This window comes from Halopseudomonas formosensis (assembly GCF_900115905.1).
In the GTDB taxonomy this organism is placed as follows: Bacteria; Pseudomonadota; Gammaproteobacteria; order Pseudomonadales; family Pseudomonadaceae; genus Halopseudomonas; species Halopseudomonas formosensis.
Genome location: NZ_FOYD01000002.1, coordinates 278,947 through 295,080, shown reverse-complemented (window position 1 = coordinate 295,080; position 16,134 = coordinate 278,947). Strand labels below are relative to the sequence as shown.

Here is a 16,134-nt window from a genome sequence, read left to right as displayed (position 1 = left end):
TGTCCGGGGTTCGGTTTTGCAACCCTAGACAGGCGCAGCCCTTATTCTGCGCGGGTTTCCGCGATCTGTCCGGGGTGTCTAGGGTTATATGCGCGGGCGCGTGCGCGTGTGTATGAAAGGGCGGTTGCCGTAATTTTTTTCATGCGTGAGAAAAACACCCTAGTAACCCTAGACACCCTATCCAGAAGCAGGGAAGTAATTGATATTAAAGGGGTTGAGGTGTCTAGGGTCTGTCTAGGGTTGTGGGTTTTCTGTCTAGGGTTGGTGTTTTCCGGTGTTCTGGGGAGGGTTCGCAATGATTGAGCGGGTAGAGCAGGCCCTGATCGTGTGGGGAGACGAGTACCGCAGGCAGGGCGCCGGCGCGTCGCTGCCCTGTGTGCTGGGTACGGCCATGGAGAATGGCGGCTTGATGGTGCGCGGTACCGTGCCCCTGGGTAGCGTGATGCTGTTCCATGGCGGCATGGGTGCTGTTGGCGAGGCAGTTGAGGCAGGGCTGGTGCGGATTGGCCAGACCGGCCCTGAAGGCCAGGAGCTGGTGAAGCTGGCCCGGGTGCGGTACCTGACCGATCCCATGCCCCTGGTGGAACACCAGATGCGCCGCATGCGCTACCGCAGCCGTGACACCTATGAGCGGCGGGTGCATCTGCTGCACTCCCAGCTCGAACCGCTGCTGGAAGCGTCGCTGCCCCGGTTCATGCGCGCAGCATGACTACCGTTCGTCGGGTCTGTTTTCGTGTCAACGCGGGTTCAACACCAGTTGCACACCAGACCGGCACCAGTGGCGAAAACAGGGGCTTTACGCCATGCGGGTTGAGGGGTAAAAAGTCAGTAACTTCTTATTGGTGCGTCTGAAACAAGGCCACCGCAAGTCCCCTCAGCTGGTGTGGTAGCCGGCACCCAAGCCCTGACCTCGGTCGGGGCTTTTCTTTTTCTGGAGCCCTCAATGCCGACTGAGCAAGTACAGCAGAGCATCGCCGATCTCCCTACGTGGATGCTGATCCTGGTAGCGCTGGCCGGCCTGAGTGGTGAGATGTGGCGTGCTGATGCAGCAGGGCTGGCGGTGAGCGAGCTGGTGCGCCGCGTGCTGCTGCGCACTGGTGCGTCGGCGGTCTTCGGGTTCTGCACTGTGATGCTGTCGATGGGCTGGGGCAGTAGCCTGTACTCAGCGGCGGCGCTGGGTAGTGTTGTTGCCTGCCTGGGCGCAGATGTGGCGAGTGGGCTGTACTCGCGGTGGCTGGCCAAGCGGGCAGGCATATGCCCTCCGGATGCCAGTCGGCCCGATGCGGAATAAACACGGGTCCTTTCTGGCAACTTTCCCTCCTGCGGGGGCGTAGACCGCGAAATCTTTGCAGATTGACGGGCCTATAGGGGGTTCCGCTTCCTGTATTGCCCGCCCTAGACGGGTTTCACCTCTTTGAGGAAACCATGGCCACTCAAAAAGAGATCGCCCAGCACCTGGATATGAGCGAGCGCAACTGTCGCGACGTGCTGAAGACGCTGGGCATTGATTGGAACGAAGCCACCCTCGATGAAATTCGGGTGGCATACATTCGGGATCTGCGGGAGAAGGCAGCTGGCCGCGGGGGGAGCCAGGCTGAGCTGCTGGCCGCTGCACGGATCGAAGAATCGACGGTGAAGGCCGCTAACGGTCGCCTCGCCTATCACGAAAAACTAGGGACTCTGGTACCGACTGCTGATGCGGCTTTTGCGCTGAACGATTGGGCCAGCTTTGCCAACCGGGAATATCAAGCCGGAGTGGAAAAGCTGACACAAGAGATCGAAACCAAGCTGAAGGTCAGCATTGACCGGGGGATGGTGGATCGCATTGCTGGGACTACAATCAGCCGAATTGGCGGCTATGCGGATAAGCTTGGCCAGCGTATTGCTGGAGGCAGCCAAGCACTTCAATCCGCCCAAGCTGGTACCGACAGCTGAGTATTTGGAATCAGAGTTCTATCTGCCTGCAGAGTCCGGTGTGCTGCATGGCCTGTACGAGTTCTATTACACCCCTTATTTCCTCGGCGTTGCTGCCGCGCTGGACGACCCCGACACATTTGAAGTCGACCTGATGAAAGCCGCCCAGGTCGGGTGGACCTATTTCATGATCGGGGTGATCTTCAAGCGGATCACGGGGCAGCCGATGCCGATCATGGCACTGTTCGCCAAGGAGGCGGACGGCAAGGCATTCCACGACGAGAAGCTGGTGCCAACTGCGCTGGCGAACCCGGCCGTTGGCCGCCTGATGGACGTGACCACCGCGAAGAAGGCGGGCAACCGCTGGAACCACAAGTCCTTCCCTGGCGGGTTCCTCAAGCTGGTGGCATCCAACTCGCCGGGTAACGTCAAGTCCACCTCCTCGGTAGGCTTGGCGATCGTCGAGGAACCGGACGACACGAGCGACGATGTAAAGGGGCAGGGCGACTCGATCGGCTTGCTCGAGGAGCGGCTGAAACGGTATCCGGGTGCGAAGATGCTGGTAGGCGGCACGCCTGCCCTCAAGGGGTTGTCGAAAACCGAACAGCGGCTGAAGCAAACCGATATGCGGGTGCTGCCGATTGCATGTCACGAATGCAACGAGAAGCACGTCCTCGACTTCGACCACATCCATTGGCACAGCGCGGACTCGGACACTACTCAGCCGCATGAGGTATACGGCTTCGCGCTGCCGGAGACCGCCTACTACGCCTGCCCTCACTGCGGGGCGGTATGGGACGATTATCAGCGCAAGGAGAACATCCGGCGCACTGTTTATGATGCCGTCGCAGCTGGCGATCCGCTGCGGGGCTGGGTGCGCACTCAACCGTTTACCGGCAAGGCCGGATTCCTCGAACTGAACGAACTGTATGCCTGCTTGCCTGGTACCACGTTGGCCGGGATCGTTCGCGAGCAGTTGGCAGCCGAAAAGAAAGCTGAGCAGGGCGATGTCAGTAGCCTGATCAAGTTCTATAACCAGAAGCGCGGTCGCCCATACGAGTACCAGAGCGACTTGCCGGATGCGGACCGCCTCCGCGACCTCTGCGAAGAATACCCAGAGCTCGTCTGCCCGGCTGGCGGCTTGATCCTAACGATGACGGTGGACGTCCAGCATGACCGGCTGGCAATCATCATTCGCGCATGGGGTAGGGGAGAGGAGAGCTGGTTGCTGCTCTGGATTGAGGTGGCAGCCGCCACTGGTACCTCGGATAAGTCGGACCCCGTTTGGGCGGAGCTCGATCGCTATCTGTTCGGTACCTATGCCCATGCAAAGGGTTACACCCTCCGCCTATCAGCGGCGAGCATCGACACTTCAGACGGCTCCACCCAGGACGCGACGTACCACTACGTGCGCACCAGGGCCAAGCGCTTCGGCAAGCTGCTGGCCATCAAAGGCAGCAGCAATATCGACGCCGAAATTCTAACGGCCCCTCGCAAGCTCGACCTCAATTCGCCGGCCACCAAGGCGGCGAAGTACGGGTTGCGGCTGTATCAGGTGGGGGTAACCAAGGCCAAGGACCTGGTACACAGCCGTTTGAAGCTGACCGGTACCGGCCCGGGGCGGATGCATGTTTACAAAGGGGTGCGCAGCGACTACTTCGAGCAGATTCTCGGGGAGATCAAGGCCCCCAGCCGCAAGCACGGAGGGAAGAAGGTGTACCAGCCTCGGGCCGGTGTTGCTCACGAGGTCCTCGACTGCGAGGCGTATCAGATTCACCTTGCCCGCTTCTTGCGGCTGCACCTGAAAACCAACGCGGATTGGGACGCCATCGAGGCGGAGTTGATGCAGAGCGATCTGCTGGCCCCGGCTGATATGCAACCCGTCCTGACTACAACAGCCATAGCCGAGCAGGCCGCGCCTGAACCGGCGCAACCGGCACCGGCCGCCCCGATGCAGCAGGCGGATCTGGCGGCACTGCGACGGATGATGAGCGGAGATGACCCATGACCCTGCAAGAACAGCTCAATGAAGCACGCACCGCACTGCATCAGCTGCTGACCGGCCAGGCGATGGTCAGCATTACCCGGGACGGGAAGCGTATCGACTTCTCCCCCGCAAACCGTAGTGACCTGGAGCGATACATAGGGCATCTGGAAGCCCAGTCCGGACATGGAGGCGCCCGCCGCCGCGGGCCGGCCAGGGTGATCGCATGACGGATATCCAGATCCTGGGCGCAAATGGGCGCCCAATGCGTGAACAGGCCAGCACATGGCAGGGAGCCGGATCAGGGTTCGGTGGTCAGCTTGAGCAGTGGGCACCTCAACTCAAGTCGCTGGATGCCGCCCTGCTGCCAAACCTCAATCTGGGCAATGCGCGAGCCGAGGACGTCACCCGCAACAACGCCTTTGCGGCCAACGGTGTGCAACTGCATATCGACAACATAGTCGGCCACCTGTTTCGGCTGAGCCACAAGCCCCGCTGGCGCCGCCTCGGCATCAGTGACGAAGACGCCCGCGCCTTCGCCGATGATGTCGAAGCCTGGTGGATGGAGTATGCCGAAGACCCCATCGGGTGCTGGCTGGACGCAGAGCGCAAACGCACGGCCACCATGATGATCCGGGAAGCGATTGGGACGCACACCCGGCTGGGAGAAATAGCCGCCGCCGCTGAATGGATCGAGCGCCCGGGCACCCGAATGCGCACCGCAGTGCGCATGGTCAGCCCGAAGCGCATCGGCAATCCGGACAACAAGCGGGACAGCGGCCGCCTGCGTGCCGGCGTCGAGTTTGATCAACATGGCGCCGCCCGGGCCTACTGGGTACGCCAGTTCGGCAGCTCTGGGCTGGGCCTGGGGACTGGGTATGGCAACGAGTGGAAACGGGTAGAACGGGAAGCGGCCAACGGCCGGTTGAAGTTCATCCACGTGTTCGAGCCAACTGAAGATGGCCAAGCCCGGGGGGCGAACCAGTTTCTGACCGTGCTCGAGCAGAGTCACATGCTGCCGAAGCTGCAGCACACCAAGCTGCAGAATGCGATCGTCAATGCGATGTATGCCGCCACTATCGAAAGCGAGATGGGCACAGACGCAGCGATGGAGATCATCGGCGCGGGCGAGGTGGACGGGGCTCAAGCCGCGAACAACCTGGCCCACTACCTGCTGACAATCAACTCCTACCGGGGCGCCAACGCGCTGAAGATGAACGGTGTGCGCGTGCCGCACCTGTGGCCGGGCGAGAAGCTGCACCTGCAGACCAGCGGCAACGTTGACAACGGGTTCACCGACCTGGAGTCCAGCATCCTGCGCTGGATGGCAGCGGGCCTCAACGTGCCCTACGAGCCGTTTGCCCGAGATTATCGGCAGAGCACGTACAGCAGCGCCCGCGCATCGATGATGGAGGGGTGGCGGTACTACATGGGCCGGCGAAAGGTAATCGCCTCCCGCTTTGCCACGCACCTGTTTGTGCTCGCCTTTGAGGAAGCGCTGCAGCGCCGCGAACTCACACTGCCCCGCCGTGCCACGAGGGGGTTCTATGAGGCCCGCGCTGCCTGGTGTAACTGCGAATGGATCGGCGCCGGTCGCCTGGCAATCGACGGGCTCAAGGAAGTGAAGGAGGCCGTGTTGCGCATCGAGTCCGGGCTGAGCACCTACGAGAAGGAGATGGCGCTCATGGGTGAGGACTACCAGGAGACCTTCGCTCAGCAGGTGCGCGAAATGGCCGAACGCAAGGCAGCCGGCCTGCCGCCACCCAGCTGGCTCAACACTCAACAACTGGCACCTGACTCAGAACAGGAAGCCGCATAGGACCGAGCATGAACAACTACCCACAGATTGCCAGCCGGGTGCTGAACACGCCCCTGTTGCTGGAGCCGGGTTATGCCCGGGTATTCTTCAGCGCCTTGGCCAGCCGCTTGGGCATAACCCAACTGCAGGACGCAGAGGGGCAGGTGCTGACTGGCCAGAAAATCCGCATGAGCGCGGAAAGCTTCTCAGGAGGTCGAGAGCGGGACCGACCATATCAGGTCGTCGACGGGGTGGCTGTACTGCCAGTCAGCGGCTCGCTGGTGCACAAGTTTGGCTACCTGCGCCCATTCAGCGGCATGACGGGCTATGACGGGATCATGCACCGGGCGCTGGAGGCGCTTGGTGATCCGCAGGTAAAGGGCGTCCTGCTTGATATGCATACCCCTGGTGGCGAAGTGTCGGGCTGCTTCGATACTGCTGCGTCGCTACGTGCCCAGGCCGAGCAGGCAGGCAAGCCGCTCTGGTCCCTGTGCTACGACATGAACTGCTCAGCCGGCATGGCCCTGGCCAGCGCCGCCAGTCGCCGCCTGGTAACCCAGACCGGCTACGCGGGATCGGTCGGCGTTGTCATGGCCCACGCGAGCTATGAGGACTACCTGGAGCAGGAGGGGATCAAGGTGACCCTCATCCACTCCGGAGCCCACAAGACTGATGGCAACCCCTATGAGGATCTGCCGGGAGAGGTGTTGGAGCGCTTTCAAGCTGACACGGACGCTCTCCGCCACCAGTTCGCCGCCCTGGTTGCCCGCAACCTGGGCATGACGACCGAAGCTGTACTGGCTACCGAGGCTGCGATCTATCGCGGCCAGGCGGCCATTGATGTCGGCTTCGCTGACGCCCTGGTCAATGGGCATGAGGCGATCGCCGAATTTTCCGAGTATCTGTCCACCCAGGGCAGGACGATAACCGTAGGAGCGATAAGCATGTCCGAGCAAAACCCGGCACCTGCCGCCGACACTGCGCCGCCTGCCCAGGCGACCAGCGAGGCGACCAGTCAGGCCTCCACCCCTACCGCCAGCGAAGAGCGCGCCCGCGTACGCGGCATCCTGCAGCACGCTGAAGCGGAGGGCCGCACTCAGCTGGCTGAGCACCTGGCCTATGAGACCAGCATGAGCATTGACGAAGCTGTCACCATCCTCGCCGCTGCGCCGAAGGATGTTGCCGGAAATCTCGATGCCAGCACAGCGCTGGACCGAATGATGGAGTCTGAGCAGCAGCCCAACCTCACTGCCGCCGGCCCGAGCGGTGAACCTGAAACCAACGACGCCCGCCGCATTGCGGAAAGCTGGGCGACTGCAACAGGAGTAAAACTGGCATGACTACCATCAACCAGCCGGTCGACAACTGGGTAACCGGTTCCGACCCCATCCAGACAACCGAGGCGACCATCGCCAGCGGCCAGAACCTTCCCGAGAAGACCCCGCTGGGCCAGATTTCTGCCAGCGGCCACCTGACGGCATGGGATCCGGAAGCCGCGGATGGCAGCGAAGTGGCCGTGGCCATGACCGCCTACACCGTCGACGCCACCAGCGCCGCCACCAAGGCGCAGGTTATCAAGTGCGGCACCTTCAACCCCGAACAGGTGAACTGGCCGGAGGGCGCCACCGCCGCACAGAAGCTGGCAGCCTTTGCCGGTACTCCCATCAGCCTGCAGCCCCCCTACTGAGCGCGCAGAGCACAACCCGCAGGGCCGCATTCGCGGCCCTTTGCATTCCAGGAGAGAGACTATGTCCGCTGGCTACAGCACTACCACGCTGCTGGGCGTGAAAGAAATCCAGCCGAAGTTCACCGGCCTGTTCATGGCGATGTTCTTCCCTCAGGTTGCCACTTTCTCGACAGAAGAGGTGGCGTTCGACAAGATCCGTCGCGGCGTACGCCTGGCCCCGTTTGTGGCGCCGATGGTGTCCGGCAAGGCGCGCCGGGAACGGGGCGGCACTACTACCACCTTCACGCCCGCCTACGTCAAGCCGACCGATGTGGTGCGCCCGAACCGCCTGCTCAAGCGGCTGCCCGGGGAGGCCCTGAACGGTTCACTCAGCCCTGCCCAGCGCCGGGATGCGGTGATCGCCGATATTCTCAACGAGCACGAGCAGGAAATCGTGCACCGTGAGGAGTGGATGTGCGCCCAGGGCGTGCTGACTGGCGAGGTCATCGTGGAGGGTGAACAGTACGAGCGCCAGGTGGTGGACTACGGCCGCAGCCCGGCCAACCAGATCGCCCTGGTCGGCGCCGCAAAGTGGAACGCCGTCGACGCCGACACCTACGACCCCAGCGACGACCTGGAGGACTGGGCTGTCAATGCCAGCGGCTCCACCGGCGTCATCATCATGGACAAGCTGGCCTGGCGCCTGTTCAGCAGCTTCAAGATGGTCAAGGAAAAGCTGGACACTCGCCGCGGCAGCACCTCTCAACTGGAGCTGGGCCCTCAGCTGGAACGGCAAGTGATGCGCAAGGGCTTCTTCGGTGAGTACGAGATCATCGTGTACACCGGCCAGTACGAAGACAGCCAGGGCAACAAGCAGAACTTCATGCCGGACTACACCGTCCTGCTTGCGCCGAGCGTTACCGACAACGTGATGGCCTACGGCGGCATCCAGGATGCGAAGGCTAACGCCGATGGCATTGTTGAGGCCACTCGGTACCCCTCGAACTGGTTCACCGACAACCCCAGCGTGGAGTGGCTGCAGACCCAGTCGGCGCCGCTGCCGGTGATCTTCGACGCTGACGCCTTTGTCGTTATCACAGTAGCCTGACACAGGGCGCTCTGCGCCCACCGGAGACCAATATGGCCAAGCAATACCTGGTAGACCACACCCTCCAGTTCAAGAACAAGGACGGCAAGACCCTAACCATTCTGCGCAGCGATAAGCCGCAGGAGGTGCCCGCTGCCATCGCCAAGGAAGCGCTGGAGAAAAAACTGATTCGCCAAGTTGATGGAGCAGCGGAAAGCAAGCCGACTGGCGAGTCCGATCCCGCGAAGGACGCTCCTCTGTCTGGCGGGGATGGCGATGGCGGCACAGAGTGAACACTCGTTTTGACCGCCTGATGTCTCGAGCGGATGAGGTGCTGTTCGACGCATTCGGTGAGGGAGCCAGATACCAGTACGGTATCGGCACTCCGTCCATCACCGGGATCACTGTTGTCGTCAGTCACAACGTTGAATCGGCAGGTGCTGACGGTGTGTTTCGCGTTATTCAGCACCTTGCCGAGATCCGTCTCAGCGAGGTGCCGAACCCAACCGCACAGGCTCTTTTGACCGTTGGCTGTAAACGCTACCGCCTGGATGAGCGTATCCGCACTGATGGGTTGGTGGAGTACTGGTCCCTCCTGCCGGAGCGGTGAGCATGGCTCGATACGACAGCATCCGTATAGATGCCAAAGGGCTTGAGGCACAGCTCCAGAGGCTGGATGCGGCCCCCGCACGATTGACCCGAGCCGTTCGCCTGGCGCTCAACACTGTGGGGCGCCGCGCTCGAACCATCGCCTGGCGAGAGATACGGGAGGAGATCAACCTCAAGCCGAGCTACATCCGCAACGAGGTCAATTACATCCCGGCCACCGAAGCGGCGCTGCAGGTAGTTATCTACGCCCGCCGTAAAGGCGTCACCCTGAGCCAGTTTCCTCACCGGCAGCTCTACCGCCGCGGCAAGAACGGCAAGCGGGTGAAGGCAGGGATCCGCGTTTCGGTCAGCAAGACCTCCGTCGAGCTGGTCGAAGGCGCGTTTATTGCACCCATCGGCCCAGCCGGCGGGCTGATTGTCGAGCGCATCGGCAAGCCAAGGCTTCCTATTGATGTCCTGCATGGCCCGTCACCGTCACAGGTGATGGAGACCAAGCTGGACGACATAGGCGACCAGGCTGACAGTCTGCTGCAGCGCGAGATAGAGCGGCAACTCAACCGGCTGGATCTGTAAGGAGCGAAGATGAAGCCAAACCTGTTGACCGCCGGCCGCAAGGCATTGGTTGACCGCCTCGGGGGCATCATGCCGAGCGCCGGTTACCGCACCAGCATCGGGGCGAATGTGCGGTACGGCTGGCTGACCGATCTGCTGCAGGAGCCAGATCAAAGCCTGCCCCTGGTGGTCGTCCAAAAGGGCAAGGATCTGCCCCCAGCATCGCGGGGCATGGACCTGAAGAAGATGAGCGGGTACCGCATCATCGTGGCCCTGGACCCCGCTACAGATGAAGACAGCCTGGATGACGCTGAACTTGATCTGCTGGAGTGCCTGATGCCGACGGAGGGCGTGCCGCTGGGCTGGACACCAAACGGCATCACTCAAATAACCCTGGGCGAGACGGAGCGCTTCCCTCCTGGGAACGGCCTGGCCGCCGCAACGCTGTTACTTCCAATCTACCTGCACACCTACGTGCAGGGCAGGCAACCCTGAGAGGCAACCCATGACCAAAGCAGCAACCCCAGCCGGGCGCAAGGAATACACGCTCGCGAAGAAGCACACCCATGCCGGCAAGGAGCATCAGCCCGGCGCAAAGATCCACCTGACTGCCCGCCAGGCCGCGTTCATCGCGCACAAGCTGGTCGGCGGCAACACTGAAACAGCGGAGGGCTGACCACATGGCCTATGTAAAGGAAACAGCACTGATCGGCGGGCGCTTCAAGCTGGGCCCGGCGGGCGGGCGTAAGCCGACTGAGTTCGTGGGCGTGGTTGGTTCTGCCCAGGAACAGATCGAACAGTCCGAGATCCGCATCCCGGACACCACCAGCCCCCTCAGCGGCACCTGGGACTCGCTGGCGAAGATCGACCGGTTCATCCTCAATATTCAGTTCCGCGAAATCAACAGCCGGGTGCTGTCCAGCCTGCTGTATGCGGACGTGACCGAAGTCCCGAGCGACACCATCACCGGTGAGGAGGTGGAGCTGGCCGTTGGCATGACCACCGCGCTGGACAAGATGCCGCTGACCATCACCGCCGTGACTGGCCCCGGTGACGTGGAGTACCAGGAAGACGAAGACTGGCGCATGACCGGCGCTGGTATCGAGGTGCTGCCCGACAGCGACCTGGCCACTGCCATTGAGGGGTCGGCAGAGCCCTTCATCGCCACCGTGGACTACACCAGCGCAACCTTCGACGCGGTTGAGGTGCTGACCAACTCCGGCAAGGAGTGGTACCTGCTGTTCGAGGGCTCCAACGCCGTGGGCCAGAAGGGGCGCTTCAACGGCCACTACTGGCGGGTGAAGTTCCAGCCCACCGAGTCCCGCGATGTGATCGGCGTGGATGACTTCATGGCTCTGCCTGCCGTGTGCGAAGTGCTGCGCGAGGACAGTCGCGCCAGTGCTGCGGGTGACCCGAAGTCGGCCTATGCACGGCTGGACAAGGAAAAGATCGTCGGCTGATTCGCTTGTTACGGAGCCAGGTGCTTCAACATCACCCACCCGGCCGGCTCGTGCGGGTGGGTAACCAGAACCCAATCATCGGCAGTCTGATAAATCGTAAATATATCAGTCAGACTCAGCCGCCGTATGCGCCTACTATTGAGAGTGGGCCGCTCCATGACGTAACCGTCCTCGGTTATGGGCATCATGGTTGCCCTCTCCACAGGAGGGGGCGCATAAAAATTATGCGTCTGCGCCGGCCTGCGCTCCACCCTCGGAGCTGCACCAGTGGCGACTGGAGTTGAAGGCGCTGTAGCACGCGGCAATGTCGCGGCCCTGGAGGGGGCGGAGTAGGTGCCACTGCCAATGTGGCAGGTGCGATTCATAGCAATACAGCTATTGCCGCAAGGCTTGCCCTTTTTACAGTTTCTCGCCTCCGCATCAATAGCGAACAGGCTGAGCGTGATAAGTGCGCCGAGTATGAACTTCATTATCAATCCTTGATGCCAGGAGTGCCGTCAATGGTTTTGGGATAATGGCACTGCGCCGCCTAAGTCGCAACCAGCCTCGACCACCTGGTGCTGACCTGGCTTCACTCGTAGGCTATGATCCCCGCTGGACCATCAGGGAGGATTGCTCTTGAAGACGTTTTTCACTATTGCGCTCCTGGCTATCATGGCCGGCACCGCAAATGCGCAGACCGTCCAGCGCTGTGTCGGACCAGATGGGAAGGTGACGTTTACGCAGGCTGGCTGCGGCACCGAGTTGCGGCCAGAGCAGGTTTATGATGCATCGAACCCTCCGCCAAGCGGCGGCAGGGATGTTGTGCCCTTGGCGTCCCCTGAGCGATTCCCTCGATCGCATCCTGCCCCCAGAGGCAACCCGCGGGACCGGGTGACAGTGGTTGGGGAGAAAATTGACCCCTGCGCCAAATACATCGGCGAGTCTCCGGTCGGCGGGCTATCCGCCTCCGCGATCCGAAGTCGCTTCGGCCGCCCAGACAGGGTGGTGACATACAACGGTAGAGAAGACTGGAAGTGGTACGAAACCTCGCGCCGCCCTTATCGTAGCGTCGACTTCGATGAGAATGGCTGCGCCACCTCCCTGTATGAGTCCGATTCCGGTCGCAGGAGGTAGTTATGAAAATCACCGGAGGCTCATTCGGCCACAAAGGTTCAGCCTACGTCGCAGGCCGCGTGTTTGCGGTTGAGGGCGTCACCAAGAAGGACTATCGAGCGGCCGATATCAAGGCGGTGGATGCTCGGGTGGAGAAGTCCCGCAGCTTCGGCGTGTTCGGCTTCATCATTGGTGCGCTGCTTTTCACGTTCCTGGGGATGCTGGTGTTCGGGGTAATCGGTGCGCTGATCGGATTCATTCTCTCCGTCGTCGGATCGTTCTACACCACCAGCAATAACGTGGTTGAGGTTGAGTTCACCGATGGGAATCGCCTGACCGCCACAGGCACTGATCGGTCCATCAAGAAGTTGATCCGGTTCGCTCACAACCAGTGAGCCACCACACATAGCGTCTCGGCCAGTTTGCTCGAGACTCGACATATAGAAACCCGCTCCGGCGGGTTTTTTCATGCCTGGAGAAAATGCCATGTCCGGAATGGGCAAAACCGTAGTCCGCAAGCTCGGCGAGAAGGAAGTGGTTTGCCGGGAGCTTTCTGTGGCGCAGGTCCGAGAGCTGCTCGCTCGCGCCGCCCCCACTGATCTGGTCGCCGCTGCGCTGTTCGAGGAGATAGCGCTGGACGATCTGCCGGTGCTCACCACCTTGACCATCGAAGAGGTAGGGGCCGCCCGGCCCAGTGAGCTGGAGTCGATCATCGAGGGCTGCAAAGAGGCCAATCCGCATTTTTTCGCCATGCTGGCGAGGCTCACCACCAAAGCGCCTCAGCCAGCCTAGCCAACCTCGATGAGGTTATCTGTCAACTGACCACGATGGGGCACCACCGGGTGCTGGAGTATCCGTGGTCGCTGTTCCTGCGCGCACTGAATCCGCCCAAGCGAGGCAAGCATGTCTGAGGTTGAACTCCGGCTCACGGCCAATGTGGATGAAGCCACGCGGGGCATTGGGCGCTTTCGCAAAGAATACCGTGAGCTGGTGCAGCAGGTAGAAAAGCCGCTGCGCCAGGTCAATGCATTCCGGGACCTGGAAACCTCGCTGGAGAATACCAGCCGAGAGCTGCGCAGCGCCCGCGATCGAGTGCGTGAGCTGGCCACCGCGCTGGCCAGTACAGCCAGCCCCTCCCGGGCAATGCAAACCGAGTACCGCGATGCGGTCAACGAGTTGCGAACGCTTGAGCGCGCCGAATCCAGCCTGACCAGCCAGATCGGCCGCCGGCGCGAGGAGCTGCGTGCTGCCGGGGTCGACACTCGGAATCTGACTGCCGAGCAGGTGCGCCTGGCCAACGAGCTGCGCAGCGCTCTGGAGGCAGGGCAGGCCGACGCCGCCATGCGCAGCGCCCGCTCAGCCCTGGGCGTGGGTAGCATCGAGGCAGCCCAGCGTGAACTGCTGGCCCTGCGAGAGCAGTACCGGCTTGTGACCCGTGATGGCACCCTGTCCGCCAAGGAGCGGGCGGAGGCGGAGGCGACCTACCGCCGCGCCGTGTCGGAGACGCTGGAGCGCCTGCGCACCCAGCGCGAGGCCATCCGCCAGGCGACTGCCGCCGGCGAATCCGAGGCGGCTGCGGCCGCCCGGCGTCACGAGGCCACCCGGCAGAGCCTTGCCCGGCTGACCGCAGAGCAGCGTCAGGCTGCTATCGCGGCCCGCCAGACTGCACTGGAGCAGGCCCGCAATGATCTGGGCGTCAATCGGTATCGTGCGCTGCAGGCCGAAGTGGGACGTACCCGACAGCAGTACGAGCTGCTGCGCCGCTCCGGCAACCTGACCACCCGTGAGCTGGCCCTGGCCCAGCGCACTATGACGCAGCGTGTGCGCGAAACGCAGAGAGCCATCCGCGAGCTGAATGCCGAGCAGCGCAGCATGAGCAGCCTCCCGATGCTTGGCGGCATCGGTGCCGTGGGGGGCGGGTATATGGCCATCCGTGCGCTGCGCGGTGTGGCCAGCATCTCCGATGCCTGGGTGGAGCTGAACGACCGCATGCGGCTGGCAGCCAGCACCCAGCAGGACTACGAAAACGGCATGCAACGGCTGGAGGAGATCAGCGATCGCACCTACACCAGCATGACCAACAATGCCGAGGTGTACATCAACGCCCTCGGTCCGCTGCGTGAGCGCGGGTTCACAGACAGCGAGGCCCTGCAGTTTGTCGAGGCGATCGGCCTCGGCCTGGTGGCGAGCGCCGCCAAGGGCGAGAAGGCCACAGCCACCATCAACCAGCTGAGTAATGCGCTGCAGGACGGCGTGCTGCGTGGTGACGCCTTCAACTCGGTCATCCGCAACACCCCGGCCATTGCTGATGCGCTGGCCAAGGGGTTGAGCGTGACCCGGGAGCAGTTGGCGGCCATGGCCAAAGAGGGGGAGCTGACCACCAGCAGGTGGGTTCCCGCCCTGCTGAGTCAGGTGGATAGCCTCGGCACAGCTGTTGATGACATGGCAGTTACCACAGAGGATGCGCTGGTACGCCTGAACAACGCCTGGACCAAGTCCATCGGCGAGGCCGACATGAGCCCGCTGATTAATGCAATTGAGGGCCTGCGGGACACCATCTCAGACCCCGTGGTAATGGAGAACCTGGTGGCGCTGGCGAGTGCACTGGTCAGCATCGCAGGCGCGGCAGTGCAGGGTGGGTCTGAATTCGTCGACCTTGGCAAGCGTATTGGTTACATGATGGCTGCAGCATCCGGCTCGGTGACCGAGCTGGATAAAGTCGAGGCCCGCCTGCAGGACATCGACCGCGCCCTGAACAACACCGGCATGTCCCGCACCCTGGATTCATTCATCTACAGCAAGGAAGAACTGGAGGCGGAAGCGAACGCGCTGCGCGCCTATCGGGATCTGCTGCTGAACGTGCAGACCGGCACCACGACAGAGCTGCGCCAAGAGGCCGAGCGAGCCGCTGCTGAGCGCGATGAGCTGCGGCGGCAAGAAGCCGAGTCTCAGCGCCAGTACATTGACCTGCTGAAAACCCAGCAGGCCGAGCAGCTGAAAAACCTCAAGGACCACCTGAAGGAGCAGGAAAAGGCCGAGCGTGATGCCCTCAAGGGCGTTGAGGATGTCAAGAAAAAGCGCCTCGATATCGAGAAGTTCTACACCAATGCGCTGGCGAACCTCGCCTCCGGCGGCAGGGACGAAGCCTCCTACGGCCGGGCGCAACAGCTAAAGGTTGCTGCCCAGCAGGCGCTGGCTCGCCGTGACTTCGAAGCGGCCCAGGCCAACGCCCGCGCCGCAGTGCAGATGCTGCAGGAGCTGGCCGAAGCAGGGGAGAACACCTACGGATTTGAGGGGTTCATTAAGCAGCTGCGCGGTATCGAACTGGCCGCCAATGATATCGAGCGCACCGATGCCGAGCAGAAACTGCAGGCGATCAGGGATGAGATCGAGGCCACCAAGGGCAAGGCGGCGGATCTGAAGGACATGCAGGTCAGCTTCGATCTGGACGAGGCGCAGCTCGAGCGCATCCGCCAGCAGATCGTGGCGCTGGCCGAGTCCATGAAAAAGGAACTGACCCTGCCGGTAACGCTCACCAGCCCGGGTGGCACGGTAGATGTGACGGATATCAGCAACCGGCTGAATGGCCCCATCCCCGGGTTCTCGCGAGGCGGCTGGACGGGCCCCGGCAGCAAGTACCAGATTGCCGGTTTCGTTCACGCTGACGAGTATGTGCAGCCCAAGCACCGCATGCGTGAGCCCGGTGCGCTGGAGTTCATGGAACGGTTCCGCCGCTATGGCATGGCTGCACTGCGCGGCTATGCCGAGGGCGGCTTGGTCTCGAACATCGCCCGGCACATACCGTACCTGCCCCCGGTGCCAGCCCCGAACGCCGCGGGTGCGGGCGGCACACCTGTGCACCTGCACATGGACGGCCAAAGCTACGAAATGCGCGCCACCCAGGACGTGGTGGACGCTCTGCATCGCGCTGTGCGCGTGAAGAAGCTGCGCAAGCGCTGACCCTGATCA

The 16,134-nt window shown here is 62.5% G+C and carries 18 protein-coding genes; all 18 read left to right on the top strand.

The window, feature by feature from the left end:
- The first annotated feature begins 295 nt into the window (after window positions 1-295).
- The 18 genes from BM046_RS04425 (at window position 296) to BM046_RS04335 (ending at window position 16,125) form a co-directional block, all read left to right on the top strand.
- Window positions 296-709, top strand: coding sequence for a hypothetical protein (locus BM046_RS04425; protein ID WP_090537384.1), 414 nt, complete (start codon window positions 296-298; stop codon window positions 707-709).
- A 234-nt stretch (window positions 710-943) separates the two neighbouring features.
- Window positions 944-1,291, top strand: coding sequence for a phage holin family protein (locus tag BM046_RS04420; RefSeq protein WP_090537382.1), 348 nt, complete (start codon window positions 944-946; stop codon window positions 1,289-1,291).
- Window positions 1,292-1,425: 134 nt separating this feature from the next.
- Window positions 1,426-1,935, top strand: a complete 510-nt coding sequence (locus tag BM046_RS04415) for a hypothetical protein (RefSeq protein WP_090537380.1) — start codon at window positions 1,426-1,428, stop codon at window positions 1,933-1,935.
- Entirely contained in the window at window positions 1,871-3,922 is a 2,052-nt protein-coding gene (locus BM046_RS04410; RefSeq protein WP_218149999.1) for a phage terminase large subunit family protein, read from the top strand. The genes BM046_RS04415 and BM046_RS04410 overlap by 65 nt, the downstream gene beginning before the upstream one ends.
- Window positions 3,919-4,128: a gpW family head-tail joining protein gene (gene gpW / locus BM046_RS04405; RefSeq protein WP_090537376.1), complete on the top strand. Its 210-nt coding sequence runs from the start codon at window positions 3,919-3,921 to the stop codon at window positions 4,126-4,128. The genes BM046_RS04410 and gpW overlap by 4 nt, the downstream gene beginning before the upstream one ends.
- On the top strand, window positions 4,125-5,717 hold the full coding sequence (locus BM046_RS04400; RefSeq protein ID WP_090537374.1) for a phage portal protein: 1,593 nt from the start codon (window positions 4,125-4,127) through the stop codon (window positions 5,715-5,717). Before gpW ends, BM046_RS04400 begins: the two co-directional genes overlap by 4 nt.
- Window positions 5,718-5,725: 8 nt before the next feature.
- Complete coding sequence (locus BM046_RS04395; RefSeq protein ID WP_090537373.1) at window positions 5,726-7,036, top strand: S49 family peptidase; 1,311 nt, start codon at window positions 5,726-5,728, stop codon at window positions 7,034-7,036.
- Window positions 7,033-7,383 carry a head decoration protein gene (locus BM046_RS04390; protein WP_090537371.1) on the top strand — a complete coding sequence of 117 codons (351 nt, stop codon included), beginning with the start codon at window positions 7,033-7,035 and terminating at the stop codon, window positions 7,381-7,383. Before BM046_RS04395 ends, BM046_RS04390 begins: the two co-directional genes overlap by 4 nt.
- Window positions 7,384-7,444: 61 nt before the next feature.
- The gene (locus BM046_RS04385; RefSeq protein ID WP_090537369.1) at window positions 7,445-8,470 is read left to right on the top strand and encodes a major capsid protein; all 1,026 of its coding nucleotides are present in this window, start codon (window positions 7,445-7,447) and stop codon (window positions 8,468-8,470) included.
- A gap of 32 nt (window positions 8,471-8,502) precedes the next feature.
- The gene (locus tag BM046_RS04380; protein WP_090537367.1) at window positions 8,503-8,742 is read left to right on the top strand and encodes a hypothetical protein; all 240 of its coding nucleotides are present in this window, start codon (window positions 8,503-8,505) and stop codon (window positions 8,740-8,742) included.
- Window positions 8,739-9,059, top strand: coding sequence for a head-tail joining protein (locus BM046_RS04375; protein WP_090537366.1), 321 nt, complete (start codon window positions 8,739-8,741; stop codon window positions 9,057-9,059). Before BM046_RS04380 ends, BM046_RS04375 begins: the two co-directional genes overlap by 4 nt.
- Before the next feature lie 2 nt (window positions 9,060-9,061).
- Window positions 9,062-9,631, top strand: coding sequence for a phage tail protein (locus tag BM046_RS04370; protein ID WP_090537364.1), 570 nt, complete (start codon window positions 9,062-9,064; stop codon window positions 9,629-9,631).
- Window positions 9,632-9,640: 9 nt separating this feature from the next.
- On the top strand, window positions 9,641-10,105 hold the full coding sequence (locus BM046_RS04365; RefSeq protein ID WP_090537362.1) for a hypothetical protein: 465 nt from the start codon (window positions 9,641-9,643) through the stop codon (window positions 10,103-10,105).
- A 10-nt stretch (window positions 10,106-10,115) separates the two neighbouring features.
- The gene (locus BM046_RS16210; protein WP_177197784.1) at window positions 10,116-10,286 is read left to right on the top strand and encodes a DUF7210 family protein; all 171 of its coding nucleotides are present in this window, start codon (window positions 10,116-10,118) and stop codon (window positions 10,284-10,286) included.
- A 4-nt stretch (window positions 10,287-10,290) separates the two neighbouring features.
- Window positions 10,291-11,070: a phage tail tube protein gene (locus tag BM046_RS04360; RefSeq protein WP_090537360.1), complete on the top strand. Its 780-nt coding sequence runs from the start codon at window positions 10,291-10,293 to the stop codon at window positions 11,068-11,070.
- Window positions 11,071-12,188: 1,118 nt separating this feature from the next.
- Window positions 12,189-12,560: a hypothetical protein gene (locus tag BM046_RS04345; RefSeq protein ID WP_090537354.1), complete on the top strand. Its 372-nt coding sequence runs from the start codon at window positions 12,189-12,191 to the stop codon at window positions 12,558-12,560.
- A 91-nt stretch (window positions 12,561-12,651) separates the two neighbouring features.
- The gene (locus BM046_RS04340; RefSeq protein WP_143084149.1) at window positions 12,652-12,957 is read left to right on the top strand and encodes a hypothetical protein; all 306 of its coding nucleotides are present in this window, start codon (window positions 12,652-12,654) and stop codon (window positions 12,955-12,957) included.
- A 111-nt stretch (window positions 12,958-13,068) separates the two neighbouring features.
- Complete coding sequence (locus tag BM046_RS04335; RefSeq protein WP_090537351.1) at window positions 13,069-16,125, top strand: tape measure protein; 3,057 nt, start codon at window positions 13,069-13,071, stop codon at window positions 16,123-16,125.
- Window positions 16,126-16,134: the final 9 nt, after the last annotated feature.